Raw genomic sequence first — 17,975 nt, forward strand, 5'->3', positions numbered from 1 at the left:
TCATAAGTAAAAAACCGCAGCTTTCGAAAGGCGGCGCTGACCCGATCGTTGCCGTCGGTCGGCAGCGGGAGGCATCCACACCAATCGCTGCCGGCCGGTCGGCACAATTAGCAACCTTCGGCAGTCGTTTTCATCTGCCCAGGGGCGGCGGACTTGGCGCTTGTGTCATCCTGCTGACCAGGAGCCGCCTGCTTCGCACTGCCACTCTGCTGGCCAGGCGCACAGTCCTTCGCAGAGTTCGAGTTTGTCGACTTCGTTGTGGTCGAATCCGTGTTGCTATCTGTCGTCGGCATCGTTGTGGTTGTAGTGGAGGAACCACTCGACGTCGTCCCTGTTGTCCCTGTCGTCCCGGCTAAAGCAAGCCCGGTGGAAAGAGCCATCATGGTAGTAGCAAAAAGAAGCCGTTTCATCGTTCATCTCCAAATGACAAAGCAATGTCCCTTCCGTTCGATAACAAGGGTGCCAAGGATCGGTTCCGTGCGCTAATGGATTCTAGCGCAAAGTGGTGGGCTTTTCGGTCGGGTTTGCCCCTGCCCCCTGGCCTCGCGATGTGCTGTTTCGGCAGGGCTTGGGGTCAGGCTTCGGAATAACCATCGGCAGCCGCTTGCGCACCGGTGCGATGCGGATAATGCTGGGTATGGCTGGGCTGGAGCGGAACTCTTTCCAGCCTGGCCCGGCTGCTTTCCCCCTCAGGCGGCAGCGTCTCTGCGGCGGGAGGGCATGCCCATTTGACCGTTTCCGCCCCCTACAGACGCACGGCGGCCTGCGGTGTTTCGGCCAGACAAGGGCTGCGTGTTGACCTGGATCGTGCCCGGCGTATCAATATTGTTTCGAGGCCGACTGCTTGGCGACGCGATATGATTGGGTTGTGGGAACCCTGCGATTTCTCGAAAGTACCGGCATAGGGTATCCTGGGGACGATAGGGAGCGGCCAAATCGTCGGCAGAAGAACGTCCGAAAGGGCTATCGGCAGCTCCGTCGTGGGAACGAAAAAAGTAGAGAAGCAGAACTTTCGTGTGCGATTTTTGCACACGCCTTCCGACAACCATCTGATAGACGTATCTGCCCCGTCCATCATTGCGACGAGTCTTGTTTTTCAACGTCGTGACACTCGATACCGAATTGCCGTCACGCTGGCTGACGATAGCAAAAGAGCGCCCTTGCGAATGTCCCGCTACCAATTCAACCCCGCTATCGTACGCAACGGCCCGATTGTGTCGGCCGCCCAATGCGGTGTCTGTGCAATTGCGGCTATATTTTGCCCTTCCTATGGCGAGTAGAAGCCTTCCGCGACCTACCGCATCTCGCTCAAGACATTCTCGCCGTCACCCATGCGCATCGGCTTCACCCCTCGGGAGATTTGCGCTCGCTTGTCGGGCCTTGCCTTCGATCTCGATCTTGCTCCGCGCTTGAAGATCGAAGCGCACCGTTACGGTGCGCATGCGTGCATGCAGCACATCGTCCAGCGTGCCGCGCATTTCATGCAGATAGGTCAGCGACGACTTCCCAAGCTTTTCTATAACGGTGCGAACGGTGACCAGAGTTCCCACCTCGGTTTCGTGCACGTAGTCGATCTCCATCCTCACATCCGCCCAGCCGAGCGTCGGCGTCAAACGGGGATCGGCGATCCTGCCGAGCAGCTGGAAACTGGCGTCGTCGAACATAGCGACGTAGTGACGGACGTTGAGATGGCCCATCGCGTCACACATCCAAGGATGGACGACGCCGACATAAGTTTCAATCGGGGGCGTCAAAACCCGACCTCGTTTCCGCCCTTGAGATCCAGCAACTGGCGGGCTTCGTCGGGGGTTGCGATTTCAAGCGACAGTTCGCCAAGGATGCGCTTGATCTTGGCGACCTGCTCGGCATTGCTCTTGGCAAGCGCGCCCTTGCCGATATAGAGACTGTCTTCCAGCCCGACACGCACATTGCCACCCATGATCGCACCCATCGTGCAGAGGTTCATCTGGTGCTTGCCGGCGGCAAGGATCGACCAGAGATAGTCGTCTCCGAACAGCCTGTCCGCCGTCCTGCGCATGTGCATCATGTCTTCGGCGTCGGCGCCGATTCCGCCCAGAAGCCCGAAGATCGTCTGGACGAAAAGCGGCGGCTTCAGCAGCTTGCGGTCGAGAAAGTGCGCCAGCGTGTAGAGGTGACTGACGTCATAGCACTCGAACTCGAACTTGGTGCCGTAGGCCTGGCCAACCTCGAGGATGATGCGCTCGATCTGCTCGAACGTGTTGGAGACGATGCCCTTCTTCGTGTCTTCCAGGTAGCCCTTCTCCCAGTCGTACTTCCAGTCGGTGTATTTCGGCGCGATGTGGTGCAGGGCGAAATTCATCGATCCCATGTTGAGCGAGCAGAGTTCGGGCTTGGCGGCATGGGCGGCTTCGAGACGTTCGTCGAGCGTCATCTTGAGGCCGCCGCCGGTGGAGATGTTCATCACTGCGTTGGTTTGCTGCTTGATGCGGGGCAGGAAGTCCATGAAAAGCCTGGGATCGGGGGTGGGTTTGCCCGTCTCGGGGTCGCGGGCATGTAGATGGATTACCGAGGCGCCAGCTTCGGCTGCGCCGACAGCGGCATCGACGATCTCGCTCGGCGTTATCGGCAAATAGGGACTCATGGTCGGCGTGTGGATCGATCCGGTGACCGCACAGGTGATGACGACTTTCGGCGATTTCTTCATAGCTGGAGCCTCCCTTGTCTGCCTTTTGTTGTTATCGATCGAGCGCGAGGCAATCCTCGCGGCCACAACCCAGCCGGATCGCCGTACCCGGATCGAGCTTCGGTTGAGACGATGAAGTGGCTAGCTTGACGATGAGTTTCTGGCCGCTCGCGGTCGCGGCGATGAGCCGGACATGATCGCCGACATAGATTGACTGAACGACCGTCGACGGGATCTCGTTGAGTGCCGTGACGCCGTCCTGCAGAACGGACAGGCGCTCGGGCCTTATCGACAGCGTTATCTTGGTGCCCGCGGCAAGCGCAGCGCCGCAGGACATGGCGTTCAACACAACGTCGCCGTCGTCGAGACGGACGGATACGCCGCCATCCTCGCTCCCGGCCAGCACGGCGCCGAACATGCGGTTGTTCTCACCGATGAAGCTTGCGACAAAGCTCGCCGCGGGACGCTCGTACAGTTCGCGCGGCGTCGACAGTTGCTCGATGCGGCCGGCGCTGAACACCGCGATCCGGTCCGACATGGTTAGCGCTTCGGTCTGGTCGTGCGTGACGTAGACGAAGGTCACGCCCAGCCGGGCGTGAATATCCTTGATCTCGAACTGCATCTGCTCGCGCAGCTGCTTGTCGAGGGCGCCAAGCGGTTCGTCCATCAAGACAAGATTTGGTTCGAAAATTAGGGCGCGGGCAACCGCCACACGTTGTTGCTGCCCGCCCGAAAGCTGCGCTGGCCGCCGATTGCCCAATTCGGGCAACTGGACCATGTCGAGAACGTTCCCGACACGTCGCCTGACCTCCTCGCGGCCAAGTTTGCGGACCTCGAGCGGGAAAGCCAGATTTTCGGCGACCGTCATGTGCGGGAAAAGCGCGTAGTTCTGGAACACCATGCCGATGCCGCGACAATTGGCGGGAACGTTGTCGATGCGCTGACCGTCAATGAGAATTTCGCCCTCGGTCGTATCTTCGAATCCTGCCAGCATCATCAACGCCGTCGTCTTGCCGGACCCGGAAGGGCCTAGCAGCGTCAGGAATTCGCCGCGCATGATTTCCAGGTCGAGCTGGCGCACCGCCTGGACCGCATGCCCGTAGCGCTTGCTGACGCCGCGAAACTCGACGTGAACCGGCCCACGCGGAGATCCGCCCATCACCGCGCCTGCGCCTTCGGATCACGGCGCACCGAAGTCGGGCGCTTTCGAGCAGGCTGCACCTCAGCCGCCGCCGCGGCGCGAAGAATGATGTCGGCGGCCTCGCGCAGATCGGCCACCAGGGCCTTGCGCGCAGCCGCGCCATCGGCGCGACGCAGCGCCGCGAGCATTTCGTCGTGATGGTCCAGGCCCAGGCCGTAGGTCACGTCCGAGCGGACGATGTTCAAGAACGGTCCTGCCTGCAGCCACAATTTCTCGATGATCTGCTGGATGAGAGGTGACCGCGCGGCATGGTACATCGTGAAATGGAACCGCCTGTTCAGGCCGAGATAGTTAGCCATGACGTTGCTCTCGACGCACTCGCGCATCAGGCTGTTCAGCTTCGCCAATTCATCGAGTTCTTCGGGCGTGATGGTCGTCGCAGCCCATTCGGCCGCCGTCCCTTCGACGCTGCAGCGCACACGCACGAGATCCGAAATACGCGCCACCGTGGCCTCGGGGACGATGACGCCCCGGTTTGGGTGGTCGAACATCGCCTCGTCGCTGACGAGTTGCCGCAAGGCCTCGCGCACCGGCATGGCGCTGGTCCGGTACTGTTCGGCAAGCTGTCGCACGACCAGTCTTTGGCCGGGCAGGAAGTCACCGTTCATCAGTGCTTCCTTCAAGCCCGTATGGACACGAACATGAGCTGTCTTTTGCGCGGCCGAGCCGGCGGTGGCATCCTTGCGATCAAGCATCAGTTTGTCCGGCGGGGCAGTATTTTGAGGTTGCTCGACAGGAAATCGTCGAATGCGGCGGCGAAGCCGTCGAGTTCGGCGTCGCCAAATGGCAGTGACAACGCCAGCATGCCGCGCGGCGTCACGTAGTACCCTCGCAACAGCATCTCGATATGCCAAAGCGCAATCACCGATGGATCGGCATCGTCGAGCCGCGCCGGCGTGTCCACCGGCCCCCTGACGAAATGCAGGTTCATCAACGACCCGCGCCCTATGACGATGCCCTCGACGGCATGTCGTTCAAGTGAGACGTTCATCGCTTCACGCAAGCGATCGCCGCGCGCATTGATGGCGCGGCTCGCCTCTCGCGTCAGCACCTGCGTCAGACCGGTGAAACCAGCAGCCATGCTGAGAATATTGTTGTTGAACGTCCCGCCATGCGAGAACGCATCAGGCAAAGCCGGATCGAAGGGGTCGACGAGGTCGGCGCGTCCACCGAATGCGCCAAAACTCGCACCGCCGCCGATGTACTTTCCGAGCGTCACGAAATCGGGAAAAATTTCATGCGCGCCATGGAGCGCTCGATAGTCGAGGCGCGAGGTCATGACCTCGTCGAAGATCAGCAGCGCGCCGGTCTCCTTCGTCGCTGTGCGCAGCGCTTGCAGGAACTCGCAGGTCGCCGGGATGCAGCCGCCACCGCCCATCATCGGTTCGACGATGACGGCGGCAAGGTCGTCGCCCTGTTCCTTGATGAGCGCCACGGCGCCTGCACTATCGTTGTAGTCGGCGAAGACAAAGGGGAAAGGCAAATTGAGCGGTGAGCCGCCATGCGCAAAAGTCAGTACGCCGCCGTGATAGCCTTCCCGGAAGGCGAGTATCTTCGAACGCTTCGTGATGGCGCGAGCGGCGGAAATCGCCATGATGTTCGCCTCGGTGCCCGAGTTGCAGAAGCGCACGCGCTCGATGGCTGGAAAACGCTCGACCACCGCCGCTGCCAGGCGCGCCTCGTAGCGGTTGGGTGCACCCAGCATGATGCCGCCCTGTATGACGTCCACAAGGGCCGCCGAAATCGCCTTGTCGGAGTGGCCGTAGAAGCCGGCGCTGTATTCCGAGACCAAGTCGACATAGGTATGGCCGTCGAGATCGGTGACCCTGCAGCCCTCGCCGGAGACGAACGAAACAGGGAATGGCGGGTACCAAAGTACAGCCCTCGTATTGCCGCCCGGCAAGGATGCCGCGGCCTCGTTCTGACGCGCCAGGCTGTTCGGGTTGGCGTCAGCGAAACACTGTCGCGCCTCGTCCAGAACAGCAGCGAGACTGACATTGGCGCGCACGTCTCTAGTGCCTTGCAGCATTCGATCAAATCCCCTTATCTTTTTAACTTTTTTGCACCCTATCGCAAATTCCTGTTGCTAATCAATCCATTTTGCGTTTGAAATTTGATCAAATCTACAACGATAAGAAAGGGGAACTGCAATGAGGACTTATCTGCAAGCCGTATCTGCCGCCGCGATCTGCCTCGCGACCTCGACTTTTGCCGCGTCCGCGGCCGATCCCGTCACGGTGGTCGGCTGGGGTGGTACATGGGACAAGGCCTACAAGGATGGAGTCTGGGACAAGTACACCGAAAAGACGGGCGTCCCGATCGTCATGGAAGAGTGGGGCGGCGAGGTCGCCAAGGTGCGTGCCCAGGTGCAAGCGGGCAACATTACTTACGACGTCGTCTCGGTGGAAGCGCCCGCCATGGAAGTCGGCTGCGCCGAAGGCCTGTTCGTCCCGCTGACACCCGAGATCACAGGCGACGCAGCGAACTATCTCCCAGGAACCCTGCACGAATGCGGTGTCGCGTCCGACACATGGGCAACGGTTCTTGCCTACAACACGGATGTCTATAAGGGCGACGCCGCGCCAAAGAGCTGGGCGGACTTCTGGAACGTCGAGAAATTTCCAGGAAAGCGCGGCCTCTACCAGCAAGCGCAGTTCACGCTAGAAAATGCGCTCATGGCCGACGGCGTGAAACGCGAGGACATGTACAAGGTGCTGGCCACGCCGGAAGGTGTCGACCGGGCTTTCGCCATGCTCGACAAGATCAAGCCGAACGTCGTCTGGTGGTCCACCACGACGCAGGGCATCCAGAACCTCGACAGCGGCGAAGAGACGCTCAGCGACGCGTTCAATGCACGCATCACCAACGAAGCCATCAACGAGAAGAAGCCCTACGCCATCGCGTGGGACGCCGGCTTCTTCTACGGCACCGACTACTGGGCCGTGGTGAAGGGCGCACCACACCAGCAGGGCGGGCTGGATCTCCTCAAGTGGTTTTCCATCCCTGAAAACCAGGCCGGCTTCTCCAAGCTCTATGCCTATGGCACCGGCCGCAAGGAAGCCGCCGACCTCATTCCCGCGGACTGGAAGGCCAACCTGCCGACGTCGCCGGAGCACCTCCAGTACGGCGCCGCCTATGACAACGACTTCTGGACCGAGCACAAGGAAGCGTTGGAAGAACGCTTCAAGGCCTGGCTCGCGAAGTAACTTGGGCATGTTGGTCGGGACAAAACCGGCTATGAAGCGACGCCAACGGGGCGGCATGCTCGCCCTGTTGACGGCTCCGCTTATATTATTCGTCGTCATTCTGTTTCTGTGGCCGGTGGCGCGCTTCCTCGCTCTGGCCGTCGACAACTCGGATTTCTCGAACAACCTGCCGCGCACCATTGCCGCTCTGGCCGGCTGGAAAGCAGAGAGCGGCCTGCCTGGCGAACCCGTCTTTGCAGCACTCGTCGAGGACCTGGCCGACGCGCGGCGCGCCGGGAAGGAAGGCGTCCTGGCGCAACTCGTGAACCAGCGCGTTGTCGGTAGCCGTTTCCTCGTCATCAAGACGGCAAAGGATGCGGCCGACGGCAAGCTCGGCATGCGCCCCGTGCGCGACGAGGTGCTCGCCAAACAGGCCGGCTGGAAAAACATCGATCTCTGGCAGGTCATAGCGCGTCAGCAAAGCGCGCGAACGGACTATTATCTGCTTGCGAGCCTCGACCTGAAGCGCGGCGCGGACAATTCGATCGAAGCCGTTTCGGCCGACCGCGCCATCTTCGTCGACGCGCTGCTGCGTACGATCTGGATCAGCATCGTGGTGACGGTCATCTGCGCGGTGCTCGCCGTGCCGCTGGCGCAGGCGATCGTCAGCGCGCCGCCTGCCTGGTCGAAGCTGATGTTCGCGCTGATCCTGTTTCCGCTCTGGACATCGCTGCTGGTGCGCACCGTCATCTGGATCATCGTGCTGCAGAAGAACGGTCCCGTGAATTCCACACTGCTCGGATTGGGTATCGTCAGCGAACCCCTCGACCTCATCTACACCCGCTTTTCGCTGTACCTGGCGATGGTTCAGGTTCTGCTGCCCATGATGGTCCTCTCCGTCGTCGCCGTCATGCGGCGGGTTCCGACCACCTACATGCGCGCGGCGCTGTCGTTGGGTGCCCCGTGGCTCACGGCGTGGCGCCGCGTGCAGTTGCCGTTGATCCTGCCCGGGATCCTGTCCGGCGGGGCGATCGTTTTTGTCTTCGCGCTCGGCTATTACATCACCCCGACGCTTGTCGGCGGGCCGACGGACCAGATGATCTCCAGCTACATAGCCTTCTACACCAACAGCACGCTGAACTGGGGCATGGGCGCAGCGCTTTCCCTGCAACTGCTCATGATCCTCGTGTTGTTTGCGTTCCTGTTCTGGACGGCATCCGTCCTCTTCCGCAGCAAGGCGCATGTCGCATGAGCGCCGACCGCTTCCGGAAATGGCTGATGTATGCCTATGCGGCGACGTTGCTGGCTTTCATCATCCTGCCCCTGCTGATCGTGGTCCCCATGTCACTGACCTCGAGCAATTCGCTGGCATTTCCAACGCCGGGCTGGTCGTTGCGCTGGTATGCCGAGCTGTGGGTCGACGAGCGCTGGCCGAACGCGCTGTGGAACTCGGTCGTCATCGGGCTATCCACCACGGTTCTGGCTTTGCTGCTCGGCATACCTGCGGCGATCGGGCTCGCCTGGGGTGATTTTGCCGGGAAACGTATCCTCTACGCGATCATCGCCGCGCCTTTGGTGACGCCGGTCGTCATCGTCGGCGTCGCGGCCTTTTCATTCTTCGCCACGCTGGGACTCGTTGGCAGCAAGCTATCGATCATTCTGGTGCACACGGCGATGGCCGTGCCTGTGATGCTGACCACCGTCGTCGCCAGCCTTTCGACCTTCGACCGGACGCTGGTTCGTGCGGCGGCATCGCTGGGCGCCGGCGCCATGCGCACCTTCTTCAAGGTGGTGCTGCCGCTGATAGCGCCGGGCGTCGTTACAGGGGCCATCATCGCCTTCATCATTTCTTTCGACGAAGTCGTCGTCGCAAGCTTCCTCTCGACGGGCGCGGAGCGAACCTTGCCCCGCATGATATTCTCCGGGTTGCGCGAGTCCATCAGCCCTGCCATCGCGGCCGTCGCCGTGCTGCTGATCGCTTTCTCGGCGATCCTGCTTGGGGTCATCGCCATCCTGCAGAGCCGCTCGCAAGCTCTCCGCGCAAAGGCATCGGCATGAAACTGGTTCCGTCGGTGCAGCAACTCGAGACCGAGATGACGGCATGGCGGCGGCATCTCCATGCCAATCCCGAACTCGGTTTCGAAGAGTTCGAGACGGCCCATTTCGTGGCGGACAAACTGCGCGCGTGGGGCATCGAGACGACCGAAGGCGTCGGACGCACAGGTGTAGTCGGGACGCTCAGGGGCAGGCTCGGCGCTGGTCGGAGCCTTGGCATCCGCGCCGACATGGATGCCCTGCCGATGACAGAGGCACGGCCGCTGGCGCATGCGTCCCGCACCCCCGGGCGGATGCATGGCTGCGGCCATGACGGCCATACCACTATGCTGCTCGGCGCAGCCTCGGCGCTTGTTCGCTCGCCCGACTTCGCCGGCACGGTGCATTTCATCTTCCAGCCGGCCGAGGAGGGTCGAGGTGGGGCGCTTGCCATGCTGAACGAGGGCCTTTTCGAGCGTTTCCCCTGCGATGAAGTCTACGCGCTGCACAATTGCGAACGGCCGCTCGGCGAGATCGCCGTCCACCGCGGAACGGTGGCCGCGGCGGCCGATCGCTTCGAGATCGTCGTCCACGGAAGGGGCGGCCATGCGGCGATGCCGCATCTGGCGATCAATCCACTCCCCATCGCCGCGCGCATCCTGCTGGCAATCGAAGCCCTGCCCGGCCGCGTCACCGATGTGCATTCTTCCGCAATCGTCACCGTTGGCAGCCTGCGCGCCGGCGAAGCCTTCAACACCATCCCCGATACGGCGTTTCTGACCGGCACCGTGCGCACCTTTGACCATCAGGTTCAAAAGACGCTGGAGACGGCAATCCGCCGCATCGCGAAAAACGAAGCTGAAGCTTTTGGCGCCGACGTCGACATCCGCTACGAAACGCCCTTCGCACCGACGATAAACACTGCGGCGCAAGCCGACGCGATGATCGCAATTGTGAACGAGGTGATGGGACCGGCAAGTCTCGTCATCGATCCGCCTCCCGAGATGGGTTCTGAAGATTTCTGCTACATGCTGGAACAGCGGCCCGGCTGCTATTTCCTGCTCGGCCAGGCCGACGATGCGCACCAGGCTGCGGCTCACGACACCAACTACGATTTCAACGACGCAATCCTGCCGATTGGCGCGAGCCTTTGGGTCAGGCTCGTGGAGCGCCGCCTATCAGCCAGAGGCGCATCGTGATGCAACTGACGGAAAAGGACATCGTCTGGCGAAGCCATTGGCTGCGGCAGGCCCTGCCCGAGGACCCAGACCTTGCGCCTCCGCTCGAAGAGGCGACCCAGGCTGACATCTGCATCGTCGGCGGCGGCTATCTGGGCCTGTGGACCGCCATACGCCTCAAGGAGCACAATCCCGCCTTCGATGTTGTCATCGTCGAGCGCGACATTTGCGGCGGTGGCCCGAGCGGCCGCAACTCCGGCATGGTGCTCTCGGCATGGACGAAATACAGCGCGCTCGCCGCGCTGCGCGACGGAAACGATGCACTTTCGATCATCAAGGCATCCGAAGCCGCAATCGGCGGCATCGAGGCTTTCTGCAAGGCCGAGGGAATAGACAGCTGGTTTGATCGCATCGGCTGGATCTGGGGTGCGACGTGCGAAGCCCAGCTTGGCGCCTGGGACGACGCGTTGAACAAGCTGGCGGCGCATGGCTACGTGCCGGCGCGACGAGTTTCGCGCGAGGAGATCGCAGCGATGGCCGGCACGACGAGCCACTTCGGCGGCGCGTTCGATGCGTCGTCGGCAACCGTGCACCCCGGCTACCTGGTGCGCGGCCTGCGCCGGGCAGCACTGAAGCGCGGCGTGCGCATCTACGAGAAATCGCCGATGACGCGTTTTTCACGCGGCGGCAAGCTCAAGGTGGAAACGGCGAGAGGAACTGTGTCCTGTGGCAAGATCGTGCTTGCCATGAATGCATGGTCCGGCGCCATTCCCGAACTTGCGCCGGCAATCTTCAACATCTCCAGCGACGACGCCATGTCGAAGCGCATTCCAGACCTTCTCGACAAGGTCGGCTACCGCCGCGCGCCGCTGATGATCGATTCCCGCGTCTTCGTTGGCGGTTGGTCGCCGACCCGCGATGGCCGGCTGTCTGTTGGCGTCAGTGGCGGCGTCATCGGCCTCGGCGGCATCGTCGACCAGCGATTTCATGGCCAATCGCCACGGGTTGCCGACATGCGCCGCGTGTTGCGGGACGGTCACCCGGCGCTCGCCGGCTTTCCGCTCGATACATCGTGGAACGGACCCATCGACCGGACCGTCAGCGGCGTGCCGCTGTTCGGCGCCCTGCCCTCTAACCGCGACATCATTTACGGCTACGGCTTTTCAGGCAACGGTACGACGATGGCCTATCTCGGCGGCAAGATCCTGACCACCCTGTTGACCGCAGGCGAATCCGAACTAACCCATTCGGCGCTCGTGCGTCCGGTGACGCGAGGCTTCCCACCCGAACCATTCCGTTTCGTCGGCGCGCATTTCGTTCGTGGCGCGGTGCGGCGGCGCGACGATCTCGAACATGCCGGCCGAAAACCCGACCTCTTGACCAGATGGCTCGCGGGACTGGCCCCGTCCGGCGTCACCCCTTCGAAAGCCAACCTCCGCGCAAGGAAAGGATAAACGGTGTCCAAGGCCAAGATCTTCAAGCACAGCGAATTGACCCTGAAGCCGTCCATCACACCGACCGGCACATCCTCGATTGCCCGCGTCATCAATGCCGATATCAGTCGGACCATGGGCGGCGGCATCGAGTATCTCGAGAACGCCTCGATCGACTGGACCGTGACCTACGACGAGGTGCTGTTCATCCACGAGGGCACCTTGACGATCGAACTGGACGACGGTCGCCATGAGTGCAATCCCGGCGATATCGTCTGGCTGCCAAACGGCACCCACCTGAAATACATCGCCACCGAGCGTACCGGCTATTTCTATTGCCTTTACCCGTTCGACTGGGCAGCGCGGCAGGGAACGGTAGAACCCTGAACTGACAGGCACTCCTTTTCCATGCGTTGGCCATCCGCAGCGCAGTTCCGAACCCGGGGCGTCCAGAAATCGACTCCGGCTCCCACTCCTTGGGTTGTCACCACACGGCTTAGACGTGCAATCTCAAGTGACTCTTTGCGACCTCAGCTTGCCTGGAAGGGAGGTCTCGTTGTTACGAGACCTCTGCACAGCTGAGCACGACCTTCGGAACTTCAAAGCTGGAATCCAGGCGAGGATGTGCCAAGTGCCCGACAACCCGCCGGCCAAAGCCGGCGGCACTTCAGAGCCCGATTGCACCGTTTCGCCTCCGCAAGCCCTCCGCCTTTGCCTTAGCGTCCTGTTGCGCTAGCATAGATAGAAGCTAGCTACGCCTGACGAATCGGATTTCGCTGAGGGGGCGGAAATTCATGGAGATGCAGCAGGTTCGCTATTTTCTGGCCCTGTCCAACACGCTTAATTTCACCAGAGCAGCGGAAGAGTGCAATGTCACGCAGCCGGCTCTGACGCGCGCAATCAAGACCCTCGAAGACGAATTGGGCGGTGAGCTGCTTCGGCGCGAGCGCCAACATTCCCATCTGACCGAGCTTGGCCGACGCATGCTGCCCTTGCTGCAGCAGTGTTACGATGCTGCCACTTCCGCTAAATCGCTCGCCAAGGCGGTGCAAAGCAGCGACGTGGCCCCGCTTAATGTCACCATTTCCAACAGCGTCAACATCGCACTTCTGGTCTCGCCGTTTACGGAGCTTTTCCGGGCCTATCCCGGCGTGCATCTCAAGATCAACCGCGGCTCGCCGAACGCTGTGATTGATGCGCTGAAGAACGGCGATGTCGAACTCGCCGTTGCCGGTCCGCTGGGGGCGGCATGGGACCGGCTCGACACCTGGCCGCTGTTCCAAGAAGGCATAGAGCTCGTGGTGAATTCCGATCATCCGCTTGCACGCCGCAACGAGGCCGATGTCGCGCTGATCCAGCTTGTCGCGGAGCCAGTGTTGAGCAGGATCGACTGGGAAACGAGCGAGGAGCTGTCACGCTGCCTGTCGGCAAATGGACTGACGCCACGGTCCGCGCATGAGGTCGAGACCGATCATGATCTCTTGGCGCTACTGGAAGCAAACGCCGGCGTTGGTTTTGTCTCGGTGACTGCGCCACGCTCGCCAAACGTCCGTAGGCTAAAGCTCCGCGACTTGGACATCTCGCGGGTCGTTGCCGTCTATGCAGTCGCCGGCCGCCACCGTTCCCCAGTGGCAACGACGCTGCTAAACCTGTTGCCATCGACCGACTGGTCGACCTTTGGCGTCAGTGAGCCCGCCTAAGCGCCCCGATCAAGTCTTCAATGTCCATCCGCCGGCGGTAGTCCGGATCAACGAAGCGGTCGGTGATGATGCCGTCCGTGCCAACGACGAAGGTCGCGGGGATCGGCAGGAACCAGCTGGAGTTGCCTTGAAAGTTTGGGATGTCATAGGCAACGCCCATCAACCGCTCCATCTCGGCCCCGATCCAAATCGCAAGGTTGAGCGAGAGGGCATAGCCATTATCCATGTCGGTGAGGAATGGAAACTTGGCGCCCACAGCTGCCTTCATCGCCTTCGCGAACCTGCGCCGCTCCGGCATAATCGCCACAATCTGGCCGCCCAAAGTGGTAATCTCCTCCTGAGCTTCAACGATGCCAATCGCATTCAACCGGCAATATGGACACCAGTGCCCGCGCTGAAAGGTGATCACGGCCGGACCTTGGGAGAGGATGTCGCCCAGGCCAATCAGTCTCCCCTCGTCATCGGGCAGCAGGAATCCCGGCATGATATCGCCGGGAGTCGGCGCCATGGATCCAGCCCCTTGCTGCCCTAGGCGCGTCACCAGGCGGTCCACCGCATCCGCAAAATCCGAGTTTAGTCGGCGCACGGCACCGGCAATCACCGCCAGCCGGTCGTTGAGAGGTGCGTCGAGTTCGATGGCAGCCTGCACGGACTGTTCAAACGTCATTGCCTGGTCGTCGGCGTCCATTTCTGCACTTTCGCAATTGCATACAGCCTATCATTGAAGCCCCACGGGCACGGCCATGCTTTTCTTGCATGGAGTCGATGCCTTGCGTGCATCGAAACTGCACGGATTCACCTTCTGTTCGTTATTTCCGCTCGAGTTGTTACGTCCGGTCTGGTTGGGACAGCTGCTGCCGAGATCGCGCGCCTCGACTTTTGCCTCCGACAGGCCGGCAGCAGGTCTAGCGACCTTCACAGCCATACCGCCACCAAGGATCGCGACATCAAATTCTCCACCGTCCCGGCCTATCGAGATTCAATGCAATTTGACCCGCGGTTTGGTGCGGTGCGACAGGATTCCGGTGACCGTGTCCAGCACGGTCTTGAAGGTCCCGTGCACTGCCTTGAGATGCATCTTGTAGAGCGAGCGATACATCAACCGGGCAAGCAGACCCTCAACCTTCAATCCGCCGATCAGGTTGCCGAAGGTGCCGTAATCGGCCAGTGAAACCAGGGAACCGTAGTCGCGGTAACGGAACGCCGGCGCCACCTGCCCTTCGAGGCGCGCCGCGATCACCTTGACCATATGATCGGCCTGCTGATGGGCCGTCTGGGCGCGCGGCGGCAAGGGAGCTTCGCTGCCGGGGAGGACACAACTCGCGCAGTCGCCGATCGCAAACACGTTTTCATCCCCTAGCGCTTGCAGGGTCTCATCCACGACCAGGCGGTTGATGCGGTCTGTCTCGAGGCCATCGAGTTTCTTAAGGAAATCCGGCGCCTTGATCCCCGCAGACCAGACGACGAGTTCGGCCGGCACGAATAGCTTCTCGCCGAGACTGACACCGCCCTCCGTCACTTCGGTGACCTTGATCCCGCACCGTATCTGAACGCCGAGATCACGAAGCAGATGCGCCGAGGCGCGCGCCAGGTGCTCGGGCAAGGCCGGAAGGATTCGTGGCCCGGCCTCGACGAGGGTGATGCGGATAAGTCTTTTGAAATCAATGTTGTCGAGGTTGTGCGACGCTATCTCCCGCATCGACCTGTGCAACTCGGCCGCCAGTTCGACGCCGGTGGCTCCAGCGCCAACGATGACGCAATGGAGTTGGCTCGGCGACAGCTGCTCGTATTGAGCGTTGGCCCTCAGGCAGGCGTCTATCATGCGCTTGTTGAATCGAACGGCCTGGGTAGCCGTATCGAGTGCGATTGCGTGGCGGGCCGCCCCTGGCGTGTCGAAATCGTTGCTGACGCTGCCGACGGCCAGCACCAGCGTGTCGTAGCCCAGCACGCGCGGCGGTATGATCTGCCTGCCTTCGTCGTCGAAGCTTGGCGCAACAAAGATCTGCCGCTTGGCGCGGTCGATGCCGACGACGTCGCCAATCCGGTATCGATAGTGATGGCGACTGGCATGGCCAATGTATTCCACCGCATCATTCGACGCGCTCAGTGCGCCCGAGGCGACCTCGTGCAGAAGCGGCTTCCAGATGTGCGTGCGATTGCGGTCGACAAGCGTAACGGAAAGACGCCGCTTGCCGAATTTACGGCCGAGGCGCGTTGCCAGTTCCAACCCGCCGGCACCGCCGCCGACGATGACCACGCGATGCCGAGACCTGTCCGCATGAGATGGTGTCTCCGGTATCGCGCGAAAAAGCGCGGCGTTGTTGGCGAGCACGGCTTCTGGAACCAGCCGCATCCCGGGAGTGATGATCTGCATCGGTATTCTCCGTCTTTCTTCCCGCCGCGCTCGAAGATGTCACTCTTGCGATTCGTGGATGACGATGCCCTGCAGCATGTCGACTTCGCACTCCCATGGCTTCTCCGCGAGAACGCGCTGGCCATGCTCGTAGCCGGCCTGCCAGCGGGTACGGATGCCGGCGCGGGTGAAGTCGATATCCTTGGTGTGGTCCTCGCCGTCGAGGCGCGGTGAAAGCAACCGCACAAGGTGCATGACCGACGGGCAGCCATAGGAGGCCAATTCCTTGAACATCGGATCCTCGCGCCGCTCGTCCGGGACGAGCTTTCCCATTTCACGCACGACGTGGCGCAGACGATGCAATTGCTCCTGCCGGGCCACGTGGCTCTTGCCGCGACTTGCGAATTGAAGGTCCTTTTGCCGGCCCATGACTTGCCAGATCGATTTCGGCTCGGTGGCGCGGGGCTGCCACATGTTGACGGCAAAGATCAGCGCGTCGCGGCGCGGACGCGCGTCGAGCACGACCTCGATCGGCGTGTTCGAATAGATGCCGCCATCCCAGTAAGGCTCGCCGTCGATACAGACCGCCGGAAACGCCGGCGGCAAGGCACCCGACGCCATGATGTGCGCCGCCGACAGGGTCATCTCGCGGGTGTCGAAGTATTTGAGTTCACTGGTGTTGACGTTGACCGCCCCGACCGTCAGCCGGGTATGGCGCCGGTTGAGATAGTCGAAGTCGATCAGGTCATTCAGCGTCCGCTTGAGTGGATCGGTCGTGTAGTAGGAGGCGTTCTCGACACCCACTTCGCGGTTCACTCCGAACATGGCACTTGGATTCGGTTCGAAGAACCCCGGTATGCCGCGCATCACGGTGCCCATATTGGCAAAGACGTTGCTCGGAACCATCATTGCGAAAAACTCATCGAGCGGGCTGATCCGGCTGACGCCTTCCCAGAACTCTTGAAGCCTCGCGAGCCGAACCGTTGGTTCGTTTCCGGCGATCAACGCGGCGTTGATAGCCCCGATCGACGTGCCGATAACCCAATCCGGTTCGATGCCACCCTCGACCAGCGCCTGGTAGACGCCGGCCTGATAGGCGCCGAGCGCGCCGCCGCCCTGAAGAACCAACACCGTCTGCCGCTTGGCGGCGCTGTCTGCCAGACGGTCGATCTTTGGCTCGGCCTCGGACACGGGCGGATTGCGGGTGATCTTGTTCATGGTCTTTATTCCTCGTTCGGGTTCAGTGAGCCGTCCAACCGCCTTCGATCGGGATGATGGCGCCGGTGATCGAAGCTGCATCGTCCGAGGCCATGAACAGGCAGAGCGCCGCAACCTGAGCAACTGTCACGAATTTTTTGGTCGGTTGGGCAGCGAGAAGGACGTCCTTGATCACCTGCTCCTCGGTGATCCCGCGTGCCTTGGCCGTGTCCGGTATCTGCTTCTCGACCAGCGGGGTCAGCACATAGCCCGGGCAGACAGCGTTAACGGTGATGCCCTGCTCGGCGACTTCCAGCGCGACCGTCTTGGTCAACCCGGCAACGCCGTGCTTGGCGGCGACATAGGCTGACTTGTATGGCGAAGCGACGAGAGCGTGTGCCGAGGCGACATTGATAATGCGGCCCCATTTGCGTTCTTTCATGGCCTGCAACGCGCGCCGGATCGTATAGAACGACGACATCAGGTCGATCGCCACGACTGCTTCAAATTTTTCGATCGGAAAGTCATCGATCGGCGCGACATGCTGGATGCCGGCATTGTTGACCAGGATGTCGATCGCGCCGAACTCGGCGATCGCCTTGTCCATCATCGCGGTGATGGCGTCGCCCTTGCTCATGTCCGCGCCGTCATAGCGGACGGTCACACCGTGCTCCGCGGCAATACCCGCCCGCAGCTTCTCGATCTCCTTGGCATCGCCAAAACCGTTGAGGACGATATTGCAGCCTTTGGCGGCAAATGCTTCGGCGATCCCCTGGCCAATGCCACTGGTAGAGCCTGTTATCAGCGCGGTTTTTCCTGTGAGCATGGTGATCTCCTTCGATCTGAGCGCGAGCTGGTCATGACCGCCTGCCGCCGGGTGGTTTCCGAGTTCTGTCTGTTGATGAAAAGTATGACCCCTGGCCCCGGACATCGGAAATGCCGTTGAGACATGGATTCGATAGCCGACGGTCAGATCCGGTCTCATTCCTCCGGCGGGCTGAGACCCCAGCCGGCTGGCTTTTTCACCGG

Annotated in this window: 16 protein-coding genes; 7 read left to right on the forward strand and 9 right to left on the reverse strand. The window is 61.6% G+C overall.

Annotation, left to right across the window (positions count from 1 at the left end):
• Positions 1-1,325: 1,325 nt before the first annotated feature.
• The 5 genes from NKI05_RS01970 to NKI05_RS01990 are packed head-to-tail and all read right to left on the reverse strand — an operon-like array spanning position 1,326 to position 5,895.
• Positions 1,326-1,709 (reverse strand): acyl-CoA thioesterase, encoded by a 384-nt coding sequence (locus NKI05_RS01970; protein ID WP_081731284.1) that lies wholly within the window; start codon positions 1,707-1,709, stop codon positions 1,326-1,328.
• 41 nt (positions 1,710-1,750) lie between these two features.
• Entirely contained in the window at positions 1,751-2,686 is a 936-nt protein-coding gene (kce, locus tag NKI05_RS01975; protein ID WP_023683354.1) for a 3,5-dioxohexanoate:acetyl-CoA acetone transferase, read from the reverse strand.
• Between the two features lie 31 nt (positions 2,687-2,717).
• Complete coding sequence (locus NKI05_RS01980) at positions 2,718-3,824, reverse strand: ABC transporter ATP-binding protein (protein ID WP_352792158.1); 1,107 nt, start codon at positions 3,822-3,824, stop codon at positions 2,718-2,720.
• Positions 3,824-4,561, reverse strand: coding sequence for a GntR family transcriptional regulator (locus NKI05_RS01985; protein WP_023683356.1), 738 nt, complete (start codon positions 4,559-4,561; stop codon positions 3,824-3,826). Before NKI05_RS01985 ends, NKI05_RS01980 begins: the two co-directional genes overlap by 1 nt.
• Positions 4,561-5,895, reverse strand: a complete 1,335-nt coding sequence (locus tag NKI05_RS01990; RefSeq protein ID WP_352792159.1) for an aspartate aminotransferase family protein — start codon at positions 5,893-5,895, stop codon at positions 4,561-4,563. Before NKI05_RS01990 ends, NKI05_RS01985 begins: the two co-directional genes overlap by 1 nt.
• A 121-nt stretch (positions 5,896-6,016) precedes the next feature.
• Between NKI05_RS01990 and NKI05_RS01995 the strand changes: the two genes are divergently transcribed.
• The 7 genes from NKI05_RS01995 to NKI05_RS02025 all read left to right on the forward strand — a co-directional run bounded on the left by NKI05_RS01995 (position 6,017) and on the right by NKI05_RS02025 (position 13,396).
• Entirely contained in the window at positions 6,017-7,072 is a 1,056-nt protein-coding gene (locus NKI05_RS01995) for an ABC transporter substrate-binding protein (protein WP_352792160.1), read from the forward strand.
• Positions 7,073-7,103: 31 nt separating this feature from the next.
• A complete protein-coding gene (locus tag NKI05_RS02000; RefSeq protein WP_023686279.1) occupies positions 7,104-8,303 on the forward strand; it encodes an ABC transporter permease in 1,200 nt (399 codons plus the stop codon).
• Complete coding sequence (locus NKI05_RS02005; protein ID WP_023683360.1) at positions 8,300-9,109, forward strand: ABC transporter permease; 810 nt, start codon at positions 8,300-8,302, stop codon at positions 9,107-9,109. The genes NKI05_RS02000 and NKI05_RS02005 overlap by 4 nt, the downstream gene beginning before the upstream one ends.
• Entirely contained in the window at positions 9,106-10,284 is a 1,179-nt protein-coding gene (locus NKI05_RS02010; protein WP_023686281.1) for a M20 aminoacylase family protein, read from the forward strand. Before NKI05_RS02005 ends, NKI05_RS02010 begins: the two co-directional genes overlap by 4 nt.
• Complete coding sequence (locus tag NKI05_RS02015; protein ID WP_023683362.1) at positions 10,284-11,717, forward strand: NAD(P)/FAD-dependent oxidoreductase; 1,434 nt, start codon at positions 10,284-10,286, stop codon at positions 11,715-11,717. The genes NKI05_RS02010 and NKI05_RS02015 overlap by 1 nt, the downstream gene beginning before the upstream one ends.
• 3 nt (positions 11,718-11,720) lie before the next feature.
• Entirely contained in the window at positions 11,721-12,083 is a 363-nt protein-coding gene (locus NKI05_RS02020) for a EutQ-related cupin domain-containing protein (RefSeq protein ID WP_023683363.1), read from the forward strand.
• Positions 12,084-12,496: 413 nt separating this feature from the next.
• Positions 12,497-13,396: a LysR family transcriptional regulator gene (locus NKI05_RS02025; protein ID WP_352792161.1), complete on the forward strand. Its 900-nt coding sequence runs from the start codon at positions 12,497-12,499 to the stop codon at positions 13,394-13,396.
• Here NKI05_RS02025 and NKI05_RS02030 read toward each other — a convergent pair.
• The 4 genes from NKI05_RS02030 to NKI05_RS02045 all read right to left on the reverse strand — a co-directional run bounded on the left by NKI05_RS02030 (position 13,380) and on the right by NKI05_RS02045 (position 17,772).
• Positions 13,380-14,084 carry a peroxiredoxin-like family protein gene (locus tag NKI05_RS02030; RefSeq protein ID WP_023686283.1) on the reverse strand — a complete coding sequence of 235 codons (705 nt, stop codon included), beginning with the start codon at positions 14,082-14,084 and terminating at the stop codon, positions 13,380-13,382. The two genes, NKI05_RS02025 and NKI05_RS02030, sit on opposite strands and share 17 nt — an antisense overlap.
• A gap of 291 nt (positions 14,085-14,375) precedes the next feature.
• Positions 14,376-15,770 (reverse strand): NAD(P)/FAD-dependent oxidoreductase, encoded by a 1,395-nt coding sequence (locus tag NKI05_RS02035; RefSeq protein WP_023686284.1) that lies wholly within the window; start codon positions 15,768-15,770, stop codon positions 14,376-14,378.
• Between the two features lie 39 nt (positions 15,771-15,809).
• The gene (locus NKI05_RS02040) at positions 15,810-16,967 is read right to left on the reverse strand and encodes a patatin-like phospholipase family protein (RefSeq protein WP_023683367.1); all 1,158 of its coding nucleotides are present in this window, start codon (positions 16,965-16,967) and stop codon (positions 15,810-15,812) included.
• A 22-nt stretch (positions 16,968-16,989) separates the two neighbouring features.
• Positions 16,990-17,772, reverse strand: a complete 783-nt coding sequence (locus NKI05_RS02045) for a 3-hydroxybutyrate dehydrogenase (protein ID WP_023686285.1) — start codon at positions 17,770-17,772, stop codon at positions 16,990-16,992.
• Positions 17,773-17,975 lie beyond the last annotated feature (203 nt).

The sequence above is a fragment of the Mesorhizobium sp. M0771 genome (assembly GCF_040320155.1).
Taxonomy (GTDB): Bacteria; Pseudomonadota; Alphaproteobacteria; order Rhizobiales; family Rhizobiaceae; genus Mesorhizobium.

What these genes read in the sequence shown, in the direction of transcription:
- NKI05_RS01970 (WP_081731284.1), bottom strand. Translation starts at nt 1,709, where the DNA reads ATGTGTGACGCGATGGGCCATCTCAACGTCCGTCACTACGTCGCTATG.
- kce (WP_023683354.1), bottom strand. Translation starts at nt 2,686, where the DNA reads ATGAAGAAATCGCCGAAAGTCGTCATCACCTGTGCGGTCACCGGATCG.
- NKI05_RS01980 (WP_352792158.1), bottom strand. Translation starts at nt 3,824, where the DNA reads ATGGGCGGATCTCCGCGTGGGCCGGTTCACGTCGAGTTTCGCGGCGTC.
- NKI05_RS01985 (WP_023683356.1), bottom strand. Translation starts at nt 4,561, where the DNA reads ATGCTTGATCGCAAGGATGCCACCGCCGGCTCGGCCGCGCAAAAGACA.
- NKI05_RS01990 (WP_352792159.1), bottom strand. Translation starts at nt 5,895, where the DNA reads ATGCTGCAAGGCACTAGAGACGTGCGCGCCAATGTCAGTCTCGCTGCT.
- NKI05_RS01995 (WP_352792160.1), top strand. Translation starts at nt 6,017, where the DNA reads ATGAGGACTTATCTGCAAGCCGTATCTGCCGCCGCGATCTGCCTCGCG.
- NKI05_RS02000 (WP_023686279.1), top strand. Translation starts at nt 7,104, where the DNA reads ATGAAGCGACGCCAACGGGGCGGCATGCTCGCCCTGTTGACGGCTCCG.
- NKI05_RS02005 (WP_023683360.1), top strand. Translation starts at nt 8,300, where the DNA reads ATGAGCGCCGACCGCTTCCGGAAATGGCTGATGTATGCCTATGCGGCG.
- NKI05_RS02010 (WP_023686281.1), top strand. Translation starts at nt 9,106, where the DNA reads ATGAAACTGGTTCCGTCGGTGCAGCAACTCGAGACCGAGATGACGGCA.
- NKI05_RS02015 (WP_023683362.1), top strand. Translation starts at nt 10,284, where the DNA reads ATGCAACTGACGGAAAAGGACATCGTCTGGCGAAGCCATTGGCTGCGG.
- NKI05_RS02025 (WP_352792161.1), top strand. Translation starts at nt 12,497, where the DNA reads ATGCAGCAGGTTCGCTATTTTCTGGCCCTGTCCAACACGCTTAATTTC.
- NKI05_RS02030 (WP_023686283.1), bottom strand. Translation starts at nt 14,084, where the DNA reads ATGGACGCCGACGACCAGGCAATGACGTTTGAACAGTCCGTGCAGGCT.
- NKI05_RS02035 (WP_023686284.1), bottom strand. Translation starts at nt 15,770, where the DNA reads ATGCAGATCATCACTCCCGGGATGCGGCTGGTTCCAGAAGCCGTGCTC.
- NKI05_RS02040 (WP_023683367.1), bottom strand. Translation starts at nt 16,967, where the DNA reads ATGAACAAGATCACCCGCAATCCGCCCGTGTCCGAGGCCGAGCCAAAG.
- NKI05_RS02045 (WP_023686285.1), bottom strand. Translation starts at nt 17,772, where the DNA reads ATGCTCACAGGAAAAACCGCGCTGATAACAGGCTCTACCAGTGGCATT.